The sequence below is a fragment of the Amycolatopsis sp. A133 genome (assembly GCF_031082405.1).
In the GTDB taxonomy this organism is placed as follows: Bacteria; Actinomycetota; Actinomycetes; order Mycobacteriales; family Pseudonocardiaceae; genus Amycolatopsis.
In genome coordinates this window covers 130,717-145,846 of sequence record NZ_JAVHJU010000007.1, presented here as the reverse complement: position 1 = coordinate 145,846, position 15,130 = coordinate 130,717, and the positions used below count along the sequence as shown (strand labels likewise).

Annotated in this window: 13 protein-coding genes; 7 read left to right on the top strand and 6 right to left on the bottom strand. The window is 71.0% G+C overall.

The features are described 5' to 3' along the window. The first annotated feature begins 104 nt into the window (after window positions 1-104). A complete protein-coding gene (locus Q5425_RS08840; protein ID WP_308671628.1) occupies window positions 105-812 on the top strand; it encodes a G1 family glutamic endopeptidase in 708 nt (235 codons plus the stop codon). Between the two features lies 1 nt (window position 813). Here Q5425_RS08840 and Q5425_RS08835 read toward each other — a convergent pair whose 3' ends face one another. Beyond that, the gene (locus Q5425_RS08835) at window positions 814-1,422 is read right to left on the bottom strand and encodes a hypothetical protein (RefSeq protein WP_308671940.1); all 609 of its coding nucleotides are present in this window, start codon (window positions 1,420-1,422) and stop codon (window positions 814-816) included. A gap of 146 nt (window positions 1,423-1,568) precedes the next feature. Continuing rightward, complete coding sequence (locus Q5425_RS08830; RefSeq protein ID WP_308671627.1) at window positions 1,569-4,478, bottom strand: AAA family ATPase; 2,910 nt, start codon at window positions 4,476-4,478, stop codon at window positions 1,569-1,571. Between the two features lie 444 nt (window positions 4,479-4,922). On the opposite strand from Q5425_RS08830, the gene Q5425_RS08825 reads away from it, so the two are divergent. Next, window positions 4,923-6,026, top strand: coding sequence for a S1 family peptidase (locus Q5425_RS08825; protein WP_308671626.1), 1,104 nt, complete (start codon window positions 4,923-4,925; stop codon window positions 6,024-6,026). 90 nt (window positions 6,027-6,116) lie between these two features. On the opposite strand, the gene Q5425_RS08820 is transcribed toward Q5425_RS08825, so the two are convergent. The 3 genes from Q5425_RS08820 to Q5425_RS08810 all read right to left on the bottom strand — a co-directional run bounded on the left by Q5425_RS08820 (window position 6,117) and on the right by Q5425_RS08810 (window position 9,248). Further along, window positions 6,117-6,521: an SsgA family sporulation/cell division regulator gene (locus Q5425_RS08820; protein ID WP_308671625.1), complete on the bottom strand. Its 405-nt coding sequence runs from the start codon at window positions 6,519-6,521 to the stop codon at window positions 6,117-6,119. A 154-nt stretch (window positions 6,522-6,675) separates the two neighbouring features. After that, window positions 6,676-7,374 (bottom strand): MFS transporter, encoded by a 699-nt coding sequence (locus tag Q5425_RS08815; RefSeq protein WP_308671624.1) that lies wholly within the window; start codon window positions 7,372-7,374, stop codon window positions 6,676-6,678. Window positions 7,375-7,385: 11 nt separating this feature from the next. Next, window positions 7,386-9,248, bottom strand: coding sequence for a glycoside hydrolase family 3 N-terminal domain-containing protein (locus Q5425_RS08810; protein ID WP_308671623.1), 1,863 nt, complete (start codon window positions 9,246-9,248; stop codon window positions 7,386-7,388). Between the two features lie 119 nt (window positions 9,249-9,367). Here Q5425_RS08810 and Q5425_RS08805 point away from each other — a divergent pair, with 119 nt between their 5' ends. Together Q5425_RS08805 and Q5425_RS08800 are read left to right on the top strand one after the other, a co-directional pair. Next, window positions 9,368-9,997, top strand: a complete 630-nt coding sequence (locus Q5425_RS08805) for a nucleoside triphosphate pyrophosphatase (protein WP_308671622.1) — start codon at window positions 9,368-9,370, stop codon at window positions 9,995-9,997. Window positions 9,998-10,097: 100 nt separating this feature from the next. Then, window positions 10,098-11,450 carry a dicarboxylate/amino acid:cation symporter gene (locus Q5425_RS08800; protein ID WP_308671621.1) on the top strand — a complete coding sequence of 451 codons (1,353 nt, stop codon included), beginning with the start codon at window positions 10,098-10,100 and terminating at the stop codon, window positions 11,448-11,450. Window positions 11,451-11,524: 74 nt separating this feature from the next. Here Q5425_RS08800 and Q5425_RS08795 read toward each other — a convergent pair whose 3' ends face one another. Then, window positions 11,525-12,247 (bottom strand): hypothetical protein, encoded by a 723-nt coding sequence (locus tag Q5425_RS08795; protein WP_308671620.1) that lies wholly within the window; start codon window positions 12,245-12,247, stop codon window positions 11,525-11,527. A 114-nt stretch (window positions 12,248-12,361) separates the two neighbouring features. Here Q5425_RS08795 and Q5425_RS08790 point away from each other — a divergent pair, with 114 nt between their 5' ends. From Q5425_RS08790 to Q5425_RS08780, 3 genes are all read left to right on the top strand, one after another. After that, window positions 12,362-12,637 (top strand): SAV_915 family protein, encoded by a 276-nt coding sequence (locus Q5425_RS08790; RefSeq protein WP_308671619.1) that lies wholly within the window; start codon window positions 12,362-12,364, stop codon window positions 12,635-12,637. A gap of 106 nt (window positions 12,638-12,743) precedes the next feature. After that, window positions 12,744-14,537: an acetyl/propionyl/methylcrotonyl-CoA carboxylase subunit alpha gene (locus Q5425_RS08785; protein ID WP_308671618.1), complete on the top strand. Its 1,794-nt coding sequence runs from the start codon at window positions 12,744-12,746 to the stop codon at window positions 14,535-14,537. Between the two features lie 58 nt (window positions 14,538-14,595). After that, window positions 14,596-15,129: a DUF1707 domain-containing protein gene (locus Q5425_RS08780; protein WP_308671617.1), complete on the top strand. Its 534-nt coding sequence runs from the start codon at window positions 14,596-14,598 to the stop codon at window positions 15,127-15,129. Window position 15,130 lies beyond the last annotated feature (1 nt).

Here is a 15,130-nt window from a genome sequence, read left to right as displayed (position 1 = left end):
GGAATGTGAATACCCTTCGAAAGTAGCTACCTTCGGCCGGGCGCGGATCCAACACTGGGCACACGGGTTTTCCCGCCGTCCCCACGGTGAACGGAGTCTTCCGCATGTCCGGATTCGTTTCTTCGCGTCTTGTCCGCGTCCTCACGGTGGCCGCCGCCGCGGCGGCTTCGCTGGCCGTCTCGGGTACCGCCCACGCCGCTGTGTTCGGTGCGCACTTCCACGGCCACCAGTTCTCCGGTGGAAACTGGGGTGGGTACGTCAGCTTCGGCAGCTTCACCACGGCCACCGCGAGCTGGACGGAACCGTCCGTGACCTGCACGTCCACCAACGACCTGTTCGCACCCTGGGTGGGCATCGACGGCGACGGTTCGTCCACTGTGGAACAGACCGGCGTGGCCACCGACTGCTCCAGCGGCCGCCCGGTCTACCAGGCCTGGTACGAGATGTATCCCGCCGCGCCGGTGTACTACTCGTCGCCGGTCAGCGCCGGCGACCACATCACCGCAACGGTGACGCGGACGGCGACGAACACCTACCGGCTCGACATCAGCGACACGACCAAGGGCTGGTCGAAGACGATCACCAAGTCGCTGACCTCGAAGCACGCGTCCGCGGAGGCGATCATCGAGTCGCCGACCGACTCGTACCCGTCGATCTCCGGCGGCATCAAGTTCACCGGCGTCAAGTTCAACGGGACGAACCTGGCTTCGACGAGCCCGTCCGGCCTGAACGCCGACGACAAGGGCAGCTACACGTGGAGCCCGAGCGCCGTCGGCTCCGACGGCCAGAGCTTCACGATGACCCGCCACTGAGCTATTTGAGACCGCCGACCGCCCAGGCGACCACCATCAGGGCGAGCACCAGCGAGATGGCCGCCTGCAGCATCATCGTCATCTTCGCCCAGATCCGCAGCGGCATGACGTCGGTGGGGCTGAAGGCGGCCGCGTTGGTGAACGAGAAGTACAGGTAGTCCAAATAGGACGGCTCCCAGTCGCGGTGGGCGAGGTCCGGGTCGGCCATCTGCGGGAACTGCAGGTCGGGGAACTCCGCCCGGCCCGCGGCCCGCCGGCCCGGGCCGCCGCGGTCGAATTCCCAGTACCACAGCGAAAAGACCACGATGTTCGTCCAGTAGACGACCCCGCCGGTGACCAGCACGGCCCCGGCGCGGCCGTCGACCGTGCCGGTCGCGATGCCGTCCACCAGGCTCGCCGCCGACCAGGCGTTCACCACCGTCACGGCGGCGACCAGCAGCAGCGCGATGACCCGTTCGACGGCGCTGAACTGCGACATCCGGCCCGGGTTGACCAGCAGCAGCGCCACCACGAGCAACACCGACACGGCGGGCAGCAGCCACCACGGACGCAGGGCCATGTCATCGGGCAGGGCGACCTGCAGCACCAGGGTCGCGACAACAACGCCCATCGCGGCCCACCGGGTTTCCCCGGAGGTCCGCCGCCGCCAAGCGGGCAGTGCCTCTTCAGTCACCGGCCCACCCTAGGTCGTCCCCGAGCTTTCACGTGAAAGCTACGGCCCCAGGTCGCAGCTTTCACGTGAAAGCTGCGCTTGGGTCACCCGGCGGGGGCGGTCGTCACTTCGCCGGGGAGCTTGCGGGCCACGTCCGTGCGTGAACGGGCTCCCAGCTTGCGGAGCACCTTCGCCACGTGCTGTTCCACCGTTCGCGGCGAAAGGAACAGCCCGTCCGCGATCTCCCGGTTCGTCCGGCCCTCCGCGAGCATCCGTGCCACTTCGCGTTCCCGTGGGGACAGCTCGCTCCCGTACCCCCGGCGTCCGCGTTGCGAAGGCGCCCAAGCGCCGTGCTCGCGCAGCTGGTGACGGCAGCGGCCGGCATCGCGGGTCGCGCCGAGCTGCTCGTACGCCTCGGCCGCCGCGGTCAGCTCGTCGACGGCGTCGCGGTTGCCCGCGGCGAGGCGGCACATCGAAGCGCGCTCCCGCATGGCCGTCGCGGGGTAGGGCATCGGCAGGGCCGCGTAGCCGGACGCCGCTTCGTCGAACAACGTCGCGGCGGCCAGGTGCTTGCCGCGCGCTTCGAGCAGCACCGCGCGGCCGGCCACCAACGCGGCCGTGGCCGCCGGTGCGTCCCGGCCCTCGATGCCGCGCGCGAACGCCTCGACCACGTTGTCGGCCTCCGGCCAGCGCCCGGCCCGCGCGTAGGCCTGCGCCGCCGCGGGGACCAGCGCGGCCGCCCAGATCCAGACGCCCTTGCGGCCGGCCGCGGCCACGGCGGTGTCGGCCGCCGCGCACGCGCCGTCGACGTCGTCGGTCGCGAGCAGCACGGAGATCAGCACTCCCGCGGCCGACAGCACCACCGGGATCGGGCCGCGGTCCGGCGCGTGCACGCTCGCCGCGGTCAGGTGCCGTTGCGCCGCGGCGAACTCGCCGCGCACGGCCGCGAGCCCGCCGAGCACCAGCGAGGACTCCATGACGATTGGGCCGAGCTCCGGGTAGCTGTCCCGCAGCTGCTCGGCCGCCTCGGCGAGGCCGGTCCAGCGCCCGCGCACCCAGTCCAGCCGGACGCGGGTGCCCTGGATCAGGCCGATCGCGTACAACGCGCCGGCGTCGGTCGCCCGCCGGACGCCCTCGGTCACCAGCCGTTCGGCGCGGTCCAGGTGCCCGGCCCACGACTGCCCGTCGGCCAGGTTGCACCACAGCCGGGCCAGCTGGACGCGCTCGGCGACCGTGCCGACGGTGTCCGACAGCGCTTCGAACTCCGCCCACCCCGAGCCGTCGCCGACGTGCGACGCCGCCGCGATGCGGTCGGCGGTCAGCGCGAGCCGCAGCTCCGGGTCGTCGAGCCGCTCGTACACCTCGCCCGCGCGGGCGCGCCAGGCTTCGTGCCACGACAACGGGGTCAGCCCGTCGATCGGCTGGGCGAGCAGCGTGATCCCGCGGGCGGCCAGGTCCGGCCGGTCGGTCAGCTCGCCGACCGCGCGCTCGACCTCGAGGCGGCCGCGGCCGAGCCCGCCGATGGTCCGGACCAGCAGCATGCCGAGGCTCAGCCGGATCGACCCGCGCACCGACGGCGGCAGCGTCACCTCTTCGAGGACGCGCTCCAGCGTGCCGAGCACGTCGGGGCGGAACCCCCGCAGCGCGACCTGGCTCAGCTTGCCCGCCACGCGGCCGATGTCGGCCTGCGAGGGGCCGGGTTCGGCCAGCACCGACTGCAGGAGGTCGATCGCGCGGGACGTCTCGCCGCGCGTGATCGCCTCGTCGGCGGCCGCTTCCGCGTAGTGCCGCCACTGGTCGACGCGGCCGGCCGCGCGGGAATGCCGGGCCAGCAGGGTGAGCGGCGGGGACGGCTGCGCGGCGAGCACGCGGATCGCCTGCGCGTGCAGCAAAGAGCGTTCGGGTCCGGTCACGGTGTCGTAGACCGCCTTGCGCGCCAACGGGTGCCGGAAGCCGTACCGGCCGTCGCCGACTTCGCCGAGCACCCCGCCGGCGAGGGCGGCGAGCAGCGCGGTGCGGAGGGTGTCGTCGGACAGCCCGGCCAGTTCGCCGAGCACGGCGGCTTCGGCGCCGACGCCGAGCACCGCGGCCGCGCCGGCCAACCGCACCGCCGGCTCCGGCAGCGCGGACAGCCGTTCGGTGACGGCTTCCCGCAGCAGCACCGGGACTTCGAGGTTCTCCAGCAAGCGGTCGGAGAGGACTTCGCCGACCGGGAGCCGGTCGGCCGCCTCCTTCAGCGCGCGCAGCGTTTCCTCGGCCACGAACGGGATCCCGGCGGTGCACTCGTGCAGCTTCGCCGCGAATTCGTCGGTGACCCGGGGCAGGTCGAGGATGTCGGCCGCCAGCTTGCGCACGGCCGCGACGTCGAGCGCGCCGAGCGCGACGCGGGCGGAGTGGACGGCCGAGTCGGTGCGAAACGGCGCTCCGAGGGGGCCGGGACGGACGTCCGTCGCCGACCGGTAGGTGGCGACCACCGCCAGCTGCGGCGGCATCGCGCCGGCGAGGAACCGCATGAGGTCCCGGGTGTCCTCGTCGGCCCACTGGAGGTCGTCGATCAGCACGAGCGTGGGGCCGCAGGCGGCCAGCAGCTCCCGCACCGCGCGGAACACGCGGTGGCGCTCGGCGACCGGGTCCGCGAGGGGTTCCGGTCGCTCGGGAAGCGCTTCCGCGAGCTCCGGCAGCAACGGCCGCAGCACACCGACGACGGGGCTGAGCGGCCGGAGGGGCGCGTCACCCACCGAGCGAAGCGCTTCCAGGACGGGCCCGTAGGGAAAGGGTTCCCGCAGCGGCTGGCAGGCCCCGGTGAGGACGCGGCCGCCGTCGAACTCCTTGCGCCGTCCGATCTCCGCGAGCAGCCGGGTGCGGCCCATCCCCGGCTCGCCCTCGATCAGGACCGCGGCCGGGCGCCGCTTGAGCACGTCGACGATGGCGTCGAGCTCGGTGTCGCGGCCGGTCAGCCGGGCGGGTCCGGACCGGACGGAAACCGAGGTGGGGCGGGGGGTGGCCAGCCACATATGACCCTCCTCGACGCACCGGGGACTGTGCGCGGAGCCTAAGCAGCGTTGATCCGTCCGTAAACCTTTCACCGAATACGTGGCCGGTGCTGTTGTCCTACGTCTGCCTACCCATCGTCACCGATTCGCCGTGGGATCCGGCGAGATCGGGTCGCAGCGCCTACGAAACCTAGGCAGATTCCACGTTCGAATGCCACTTAACGCGTTGGTGTACTTCTGTCGGCTACTGAAAGTAGTTTACGGAAACCCTACTTACGGACCTGTCCGACCGGGTGACACCGGCGGCTTGAGCCCGGCTGGAGCAGGGGATTCGTCCTCGGTGAATGCGTATACCCATTCGCCGGGCGCCCGGATTGCACCGTAACGCCCACTGCGGGGACGCTCACCCGGGGAGTACCACTGCGTGGCCGATGCGGAGCCGCGCGTAACCACCTAGGGAGAAGCATGAAGATCGCGAGACTTCTCGGTGCCGCTGCCACCGCGGTCATGGCGACGGGCGCGCTCGCCGCGACCGCCGTCCCCGCGTCGGGCCAGGACCTGCTGAACCCGGACATCGTGCCCGCCATGCAGCGGGACCTGGGCCTGACCCACGACCAGGCGATCGCGCGGCTGAAGAGCGAGGACGTCGCGAACAAGGTCACCGAGTCGCTCACCTCGGCGCTCGGTGACGCGTTCGGCGGCGCCACCTACAACGCCGCCACGGGCAAGGCGCACGTCACCACGACGAACGTCGCGCTGGCCGGCAAGATCCGCGAAGCCGGTGCGGAAGCGGAAGTCGTGCGGTTCAGCGCCCGCCAGCTCAATTCCACTGTGGACACCCTGAACGCCGCCGACAAGGCGGCGCCCGCCGCGATCACCGGCTGGGGCGTCGACGACGCCACCAACCGCGTCACCCTGGACGTGCTGCAGGGCCAGCGCGCCACCGCGGACGCGTTCCTCACGAAGTCCGGTGTGGACAAGTCCGTCGTGACGATCCGCGAGACGGCGTCGAAGCCCACCACCTACGCCAACATCCGCGGTGGCGACGCCTACTACATCGGCGGGTCGTCGCGCTGCTCGGTCGGCTTCGCGACCACGACCGGGTTCGTCACCGCCGGCCACTGCGGCGCGCTCACCGGCGGCGGCGCGCTGACCGGGTCGAACGGGGCGTCGCTCGGCAGCTGGATCACCTACCGCTTCCCCGGCGCCGACTACGCGGCGGTCCGGACCAACAGCAACTGGACCCCGGTCGCCCAGATGAACAACGGGACCGCGGTGCGCGGCCAGTCGAACGCCGCGACCGGTTCGTCGGTCTGCAAGGCCGGCTCCACCACCGGCTGGACCTGCGGGACCATCGGCGCCAAGAACCAGAGCGTCCGCTACTCCGAGGGCACGGTCAACGGCATGACCGCGACCAACGTCCGCTCGGCCGCGGGTGACTCGGGCGGCGGCTTCATCGCCGGCAACTACGCGCAGGGCATCCTGTCCGGCGGCAACACGTCCGTGACGTACTTCTACCCGATCGCCGGCGCGCTTTCCGGCACCGGCACCACCCTCAAGACCAGCTGATCCCGGTACGCGGAAGGGCGGGTCCGGGGCGCCTCCAGCGCGCCCCGGACCCGCCCTTCGTCCTCGCCGCGGGAATGGGAGGTGTGCGGGTCAGACGTTGCTGATCTCCTCGATCAGCCCGTCGACGTCGAAGTGCGCGCTCTCCTCGCCGAGCGGCACCAGTTCGCAGGACGCGTCGAGGAACGTCCGAACGTCCTCGACTTCGAGCTCGAACGACGCATAGCCGTCCGGTGACTCGATTTCCAGGGTGAGGAAGTCTTCGTCGTCGGACAGATCCGGGCGGATCCGGACGTCACCGAGACCGGCCGGCTCGTCGAGACCGGCGACGAGGAGGTCACGCGCGAAGGTCCACTCGATCCACCGGCCGCGCTCGGTCCGGAAGGCCACGGTCACCGCGAACGGCTCGTGGGCGTGGTAGGACAGGCGCGACAGGACGGGCGTGGTGCTCTCGTTCAGCAGCACGAACTGGCTCTGGTGTACGGCGTCGGTGTGCACGGCCCCTCCTGGAGTCTTGCGGTGGTTCGCGCGGCGCGAACTGTTCGGCAAGGAGATGACCAGGGCCGACGGTCATGACGAAGAAACTCTCACGTTCACTTGATCGGTTGCATCCGTCCATTGTGGTGTAACGCCGGGCACGTACCCCTTGCGCTCAGGCGGCCACGGGTGGTGACGGCTCACGCAGGGCGGCGGGCAGTTTCTTCCGCAGCACGAGCAGCGCGGGGACGGCGGACGCGCAGGTCAGCGCCAGGATCGACCACGTCAGCGCGTTGCTCGCGCTGAGCAGGACGGCCAGCAGGCCCGGCGCCAGCGCGACCGGCAGGCCCCAGGAGAGCTGGAAGATGGAGCTGGCGCGCCCCTCCGCCCCCGGCGGGGCGGCCGCGGCGGCGGCCGCGGTGGCGGTCGGGCCGAAGAGGGTCTCCGCGATCGAGAAGCCGAGACTGGTCACGAGGATCAACACGGTGGCCACCGGCAGCGAGACGGCCTCGAGCGGGATCAGCAGCGCGAAGCAGAGCGAGAACAGCACCGCCGACCCGATGAGGCCGGCGGTCCGGCTGCGGCCGGCGAGCAGGGTGACGATCGGCCGCTGAGCCGTGACGACGACCACGGTCCCCACGGTGATCGCGGTCCCGGCGATCCACTGTGGACCATGGAGGAGGTCCCGCACGACGAGCGGCAGCACGGAGAACTTGCTCGCGCTGGCCAGGGTGAAGGCCATGTGGGTGACGCAGAACCCGGTGAACGCCCGGTCCCCGAGCACGGCTCGCCAGCTCCCGGAGGCCGCGGCCTTGCGGTCTGCCGCGGCTGGTCGTGAGTGGTAAGGCGGGTTAGAACCCGCCTTACCACTCACGACCGGCCTGCCTAGCGGTGGTGGCGGCGGTAGGACAGGCCGTACCCGTACGGGAACAGGCCCTGCCGGCCGTCACCGGCGTTGATCGGTTCCTGGGCCGAGCTCTTCGGCCAGGTGAAGCTCAGCTTCCCGGTCGGGTTGTAGTCGCCGTACAGCACGTCCGCGACGCCGGCGCCTTCCGAGCCCGGCAGCCAGGCCGCCACGAGACCCTTGACCGACGGCAGCTGCGCCGCGATGTCCAGCGGCCGCCCGGAGACCGTCACGACGACCACGGGAACGCCCGAGGCCTTCAGCTTGCCGAGGAGGGCGAGGTCTTCGGCGTCGAGGCCGAGCCCGCCCGGCCGGTCCCCTTCCCCTTCGGCGTACGGCGTTTCGCCCACCACGGCGATCGCGACCCGGTAGCCGGAGTCGATTCCGCCACCCGCACGGTCATAGGTCACCACCGTGCCTTTCCCGGCACCGGCCTTGATGCCGTCGAGGATGGTCGTGCCCGGGATGACCCGCTCGCCGCTCTGGCCCTGCCAGGTGAGCGTCCAGCCGCCGGCCTGGTTGCCCAGGTCGTTCGCGTTCTTCCCGGCCACGAAGATCTTGTTGTCCCGCTTCGCCAGCGGCAGCACGCCGTCGTTCTTCAGCAGCACCTGCGACTCGCGCACCGCCTGTCGCGCCACGGCGCGGTGGGCCGCGCTGCCGAAGTCCTTCTGCAGCGAGCGGTCGGTGTACGGGTGCTCGAACAGGCCGAGCTCGAACTTCTTCGTGAGGATCCGCCGGTTGGCGTCGTCGATGCGGGACAGCGGGATGTGCCCGTTGAGGACTTCGGCCTTCAGCGTGCTGATGAACTTCAGGTAGTCGTAGGGGACCATGATCATGTCGATCCCGGCGTTGACGGCCTGCTTGACCTCGGCGGCGGTGAACCCTTCCTGGCCGTCGATCTGGTCGATGCCGTTCCAGTCGGAGATCACGAAGCCGGAGAACCGCAGTTCGCCCTTGAGCAGGTCGGTGATCAGGAACTTGTTGCCGTGGTCCTTGACGCCGTTCCAGCTGTTGAAGCTGATCATCACCGAACCGACACCGTGGGCGACCGCGGCCCGGAACGGCGGCAGGTGGATGCGCCGCAGCTCCTCCAGGCTGATCTGGGTGTTGCCCTGGTCGTCGCCGCCGGTGGTGCCGCCGTCGCCGATGAAGTGCTTGGCGGTGGCCATGATCGACGCCGGGTCGTCGAGTTCGCGGCCCTGCAGGCCCTTGATGATTCGTGAGTTCTCGACGGCGTTGCGGGGGATCTCGCCGAAGGACTCGTACGTGCGGCCCCAGCGGTCGTCGCGCGCCACGCACAGGCAGGGCGCGAAGCCCCACTTGACGCCGGTGGCGGCGGATTCCTCGGCGGTGATCGCGCCGATCTTCTCGACCAGCCTCGGGTCGTTCGCGGCCCCCAGGCCGATGTTGTGCGGGAAGACCGTGGCGCCGTGGACGTTGTTGTGGCCGTGCACGGTGTCGGAGCCGTAGATGATCGGGATGCCGAGACCGGTCGACGTCGCCGCCTTCTGGTAGGCGTCGATCATGTCCGCCCACCCGGCCGGCGTGTTCGGCGTCGGCGTCGAACCGCCGCCGGAGAGGATGGAGCCGAGCCGGGCGGCGGCGGACTGGGCGGGGGTCGCGGCGCCCCGCTCGCCCTGGGTCATCTGCCCGACCTTGTCGTCGAGCGTCATCCGCGCCATCAGGTCCTTGACGCGCTCGGAGACCGGGGCGTGCGAGTTCTTGTAGAGAGGCGTCGCGGCGGCGGACGCCATCGGGACGACGGCCGTGCCTGCGAGGAGCAGGCCGGCCAGGACGGTGGTTCTCGTGGCGCGCAGTGATCTCGTGGTGCGGAGGAGCGGCATGTCTTCTCTCCGTGACGATCCGTCGATCCATAAGTTGCGAGCCACAACAAAATAGCTCCCCTCAAGAGTGACGCCGGTCACAATTCAGTCACGACAGGACGGGCGGGTACGTTTCCGGTGTGCAGTTCGTCCTCGCCTCCCAGTCCCCCGCCCGCCTCGCCACCCTGCGCTCCGCGGGCCTCGATCCCGCCGTGTTCGTCTCCGGCGTCGACGAGGACGCGGTCGCCGCTTCCCTGACCGATCCGTCCCCTTCCGAGCTGGTGGCGGCCCTCGCCGCGGCCAAGGCCGAAGCGGTCGTCGACCAGGTCGCCGCGGCCCACCCGGACGCCGTCGTCGTCGCCTGCGATTCGATGCTTTCGATCCACGGGCAGATGGTCGGGAAGCCGGGTTCGCCGGACGTCGCGCGCAGCCGCTGGGCCGCGATGGCGGGAACATCCGGTGAACTCCTCACCGGGCACGCGGTCGTCCGGCTCGAGGGCGGGACGCGCACGAAGGAGTCGTCCGGCTGGGAATCGACCACCGTCCGGTTCGGCACGCCGAGCCCGGCGGAGATCGACGCCTACATCGCCACCGGCGAGCCGCTCAACGTCGCCGGCGGCTTCACGATCGACGGGCTGGGCGGCTGGTTCGTCGAAGGACTCGTGGGCGGCCACACGAGCGTGATCGGCATCAGCCTGCCGCTGACGCGCCGGCTGCTGGCCGAGGTCGGCGTGAGTGTCGTGGATCTCTGGCGGCGTCCCGCATCCTGAGAAGAGCGCCACACGAACGGGTGATCCGGAAGAGTCTCCGTCTGCCTAACGTTCTTTTGACGAGGCCAGACAAGAAACTTTCGAGCACCGGAGTCGCCCCGTGTCTTTCGTACGGACATACACCAAGCCGCGGGTGTTCGCGGCCGCGGTTCTCGGCTCGCTCGTCGTCGGCGCCCTCCTCGGCGTCGTCGCACGGCAGACCGAGGCCGGCTGGCTGACCGATCTCCTCGACCAGATCGGCAGCATCTTCACCACGCTGCTGCAGATCGCGGTGATCCCGCTGGTCTTCACGGCGATCGTGGTCGGCATCAACAGCCTCCGCGGTCTCGGCGGCGGCCGCACCGCCGCGCGCCTCGGCGGCAAGACCGTGCTGTGGTTCGCGATCACGTCGTTCATCGCGTCGCTGATCGGCATCGCGGTCGGCCGGATCTTCAACCCGGGCTCCGGTGGCCTCGGCGGCGTCGAAGCGACCGCCAAGAACGCCGACAAAGCAGCGGCCAGCGTCGACCACTGGGGCTCGTGGAGCGCCTTCGTCGACGGGCTGCTGCCGGAGAACTTCGTGAAAGCGTTTGCCGACGGCGAGACGCTGCAGGTGCTGTTCCTCGCGCTGGTGATCGGCGCCGCCGCGTACAGCCTGGGTGACAAGGCGAAGCCGTTCGTGGACTTCACGACGAGCGTGTTCGAGATCATCCAGCGCTACCTCGGCTGGATCGTCCGGCTGGCCCCGATCGGCATCATCGGCCTGATCGGCGCGGCGGTTGCGAACTACGGCGACGCGCTGTTCCGGCCGCTGTTCTCCACCACGCTCGCGGTGTACGTCGGCTGCCTGCTCGTGCTGTTCGTCGTCTACCCGATCCTGCTGCAGTTCGTGGCGAAGGTCAGCCCGCTGAAGTTCTTCGCGAAGGCGGGCACGGCGATCCAGTTCGCGTTCGCCTCGCAGTCCTCGGCCGCAACGCTGCCGCTGACCCGCCAGTCCGCGGTGAACCTCGGTGTCCAGCCGGCGTACGCGGCCTTTGCGACCCCGCTCGGCAGCGCGACCAAAATGGACGGTTGCGCGGCGGTCTTCCCGGCGATCGCGGCGATCTTCGTGGCGAACCTGGCCGGGGTGTCGCTGAACTTCTGGCAGTACGCCGGCATCGTCGTGGTCGCCGTGGTGGGCGCGCTGGCGACGGCGGGCACCACGGGCTGGCTGACGGCGTTCACGCTGACGACGTCGTTCATCGGCCTCGACGCCAAGCAGGTGGCGCTGGGCCTGGCGCTCATCTACTCGGTCAACCCGATCATGGACATGATGCGCACGGCGACGAACGTCGCGGGTCAGATCGTGGTCCCGACGATCGTGGCGCGCACCGAAGGCCTCCTCGACGACGAGGTCCTGAACACCCCGACCGACACCCCGCTGCACAGCGACGACGGCTCTGCCGCCCGCCACACCGAACCCGCCCCCGCCTGACCGCAGCTTTCACGTGAAAGCTAACCGGAGGCCAGTCCTCCACCTAGCTTTCACGTGAAAGCTCCGGCTTCGGGTCAGGAGGGGCAGGGGCGGAGGTCGGTGCGGGTGAGGCGGATGTCCGGCCAGCCGCGCAGGTCCGACGGCGACGTCACCCGGCGCGTGCAGCCCACCGACCGGCCCGCCAGGTCGTACACCTCGCCCAGCACCGGGGCCGCCAGGCACTTCGGGGTGCCGGAGGCCGCGTCCGCGCAGTCGTGGCGGACCACGATCACGTCGGGGCTGGCGTCGGCCGTCACGTCGTAGAGCGACAGCGTCCCGGCGTCCGCGTAGAACGGCTTGCCCGGGTCGCGCCACACTCCCCCGCTGCCGACCAGCAGCTCGCCGTACGCGGCCGTGCCGTCGTCGCCGACGTCGCCGCGGACCAGGCACGCCGGGGCCGGGCCGTCGATGCAGCGCAGCGAGTTCTGGTCCAGCCGCACGCCCAGCTGGGCGATCGACAGCTCGAACACCGTCCCCGGCTCGGGCCCGACGCGCAGGCGGGCCGAGCCCCCGACCGAGTCGGTCAGCAGCACCACCGGCGTGCCCCCGACCGTCACCGCCGCGAGCTGGCGGCACGGGCCGCCGCCGCAGGTCACCGCGGGCGTCACCGGAGCGGCGGCGGGTTCGGCCGCGCCGGTCGCCGTCTCGGGCCGCGGCCGCAGCAGGAACACCGCGCCGATCGCGCCGACGGTCACCACCGCGGCCAGCACCGCGGTGAGCAGCGCCGACCGAGGCGTCCGCGCCGCCGTAGTCCGCATAAGACAGAGCGTAAGCCGCTTCCCGACCACCCGTCGCCAGCGCCCCGGCGCGATGTGGCGGGTTCAACCCGACGGGGTCACCGGTAGCGGACCGTGTCCGTCTATGTTGTCCGGGTGACGAACCCGAACCTGCCGCCCGCCTTGTACCTCCCGACCGGACCGGTCAGCGCCGAAACCGAAGGCGCGTCGATCGAGCTGCGCCGCACGCCGGACGGCCGCACCGCGCTGGTCGCGTTCACCGCGCTCGACCGGCTGATCGACTGCTGCGGCGAGCACCAGCCGTGGGTGCTGGTGAGCACCGAGCACCTGGGGAAGGTGCACTCCGCGAACCCGTACGACGTCATCGTGCTCGACTCGCCGCTGCCCGAGGAGCTGCGCCACCACGTCTGAGCGTGGTTCACCTCTCACTCAAGAGACTCCCGACGTCATATCCGTAGACTTCCGTGATGCCGCGTGGGCGGTCAGCAATGCAGCTGTCGGACGCAGGAGGTGCGGGGTGGCCGAGCAGGTCGGCGAATCCACGGGCGGTCCGGTGACCAAGATCCTGGTCGCCAACCGTGGCGAAATCGCGGTACGCGTCATCAGAGCCGCCAAGGACGCTGGGCTGGCCAGTGTCGCGGTGTACGCCGACCCGGACCGCGACGCGCCACACGTGCGCCTGGCCGACGAAGCGTTCGCGCTCGGCGGCACGACGGCCGCCGAGAGCTACCTGAACTTCGACAAGCTCCTGGACGCCGCCAAGCGGTCGGGCGCCGATTCGGTGCACCCGGGCTACGGCTTCCTCTCCGAGAATGCGGACTTCGCCCAGGCCGTCCTCGACGCGGGGCTGACCTGGATCGGGCCGAGCCCGCAGGCCATCCGCGACCTCGGCGACAAGGTCACCGCCCGCCACATCGCGATGCGCGCGGGCGCACCGCTGGTGCCGGGCACGAAGGAGCCGGTCAAGGACGCCACCGAGATCGTCGCGTTCGCCGACGAACACGGCCTGCCGGTGGCCATCAAGGCCGCGTTCGGTGGTGGCGGCCGTGGCCTCAAGGTCGCGCGCACCCGCGAAGAGATCCCCGAGCTGTTCGAATCGGCCACGCGAGAAGCCGTTGCCGCGTTCGGTCGTGGCGAGTGCTTCGTCGAGCGCTACCTGGACAAGCCGCGGCACGTCGAGGCGCAGGTGCTGGCCGACATGCACGGCAACGCGATCGTCGTCGGCACCCGCGACTGCTCACTGCAGCGACGGCACCAGAAGCTCGTCGAAGAGGCGCCCGCGCCGTTCCTGAGCGACGACCAGCGCCGGCGCATCCACTCCTCGGCGAAGGCGATCTGCAAGGAAGCCGGTTACTACGGCGCCGGTACGGTCGAGTACCTCGTCGCCGTCGACGGCACGATCTCCTTCCTCGAGGTCAACACGCGGCTGCAGGTCGAGCACCCGGTGTCGGAGGAGACGACCGGGCTCGACCTGGTGCGCGAGATGTTCCGGATCGCGCGCGGCGAGAAGCTGCGGATCACCGAGGACCCCGAGCCGCGCGGCCACTCGATCGAGTTCCGCATCAACGGCGAGGACGCCGGCCGCGGCTTCCTGCCCGCGCCGGGCACGGTGACCAGGTTCGTCGCGCCGAGCGGGCCGGGCGTGCGCGTCGACTCCGGCGTCGAGTCCGGCAGCGTCATCGGCGGGCAGTTCGACTCGATGCTGGCGAAGCTGATCGTCACCGGCTCGGACCGGAACAACGCCCTCGAGCGCAGCCGCCGCGCCCTCGACGAGATGGTCGTCGAAGGCATGGCGACGGTTCTGCCGTTCGACCGCGTGATCGTGAACGACCCGGCGTTCATCGGCGACGAGAACGGCTTCAGCGTGCACACGCGCTGGATCGAGACGGAGTTCGACAACAAGATCGAGCCGTTCGTGGCGCCGGACATCGAAGCGGCCGAAGAGGAACCGCGGCAGAACGTCGTGGTCGAGGTCGGCGGACGGCGGCTCGAAGTGTCGCTGCCGGGCGGGTTCGCGCTCGAAGGCGGCGGCGGGGGCGGCACCGCCGTCAAGGCGAAGCCGCGCAAGCGCGCCGGCGGCACCAAGGCCGCGGTCAGCGGCGACGCCGTCACGGCGCCGATGCAGGGCACCATCGTCAAGGTCGCCGTCGAAGAGGGCCAGACGGTCGAAGCCGGTGAGCTGATCGTCGTCCTCGAGGCGATGAAAATGGAGAACCCGGTCACCGCGCACAAGGCGGGCACCGTCACCGGGCTTTCGGTCGAGGTCGGCGCCGCGGTGACGCAGGGCACACAGCTGCTGGAGATCAAGTAGCACGGTTCGTTACAGATGTCGTGGTGGGCCGCCCCCGGGGCGGCCTACCATCGACTACGTGACCGAAGTCCCGTCTCCGCAGCTGCGGATCAGCGACCAGAACCGTGAGTCCGCGCTGTCCGCGCTCGGTGAGCACATGACGGCGGGGCGCATCGACATCAACGAGTACGGCGAACGCTCGGCGCGGATCACCGCGGCCAAGACCCGCGGCGAGCTGGGCGAGATCTTCGCGGATCTGCCGGCCCCGCACCCGCGGTACGACGACGCGCCCCAGCCCGTCGCGGCCGCCGAACCCGCGGCCGCGCCCGTGCCACGGCCGTCGGGGACGCCGGAGAACGGGTCGCCGCCGCAGCGGTTCCTCGCCGCGCTCTTCCCCTTGACGCTCATCGCCGCCATCGCGCTGATCGCCACCGGCACGCTCGCGTGGCCGATCATCTTCCTCCCGATCGGGGTCGGCGTGTTCGGCAAGGCGATGTGGGGCCACGGCTGGAACCACGACCAGCACCACCACCGCCGCCACGAGCACCACCTGCGCGACCGGGAGCGCCGGCGCGAGCTGCGCGACTCCTACCGCCGCGAGCTGGGCCGTTGAT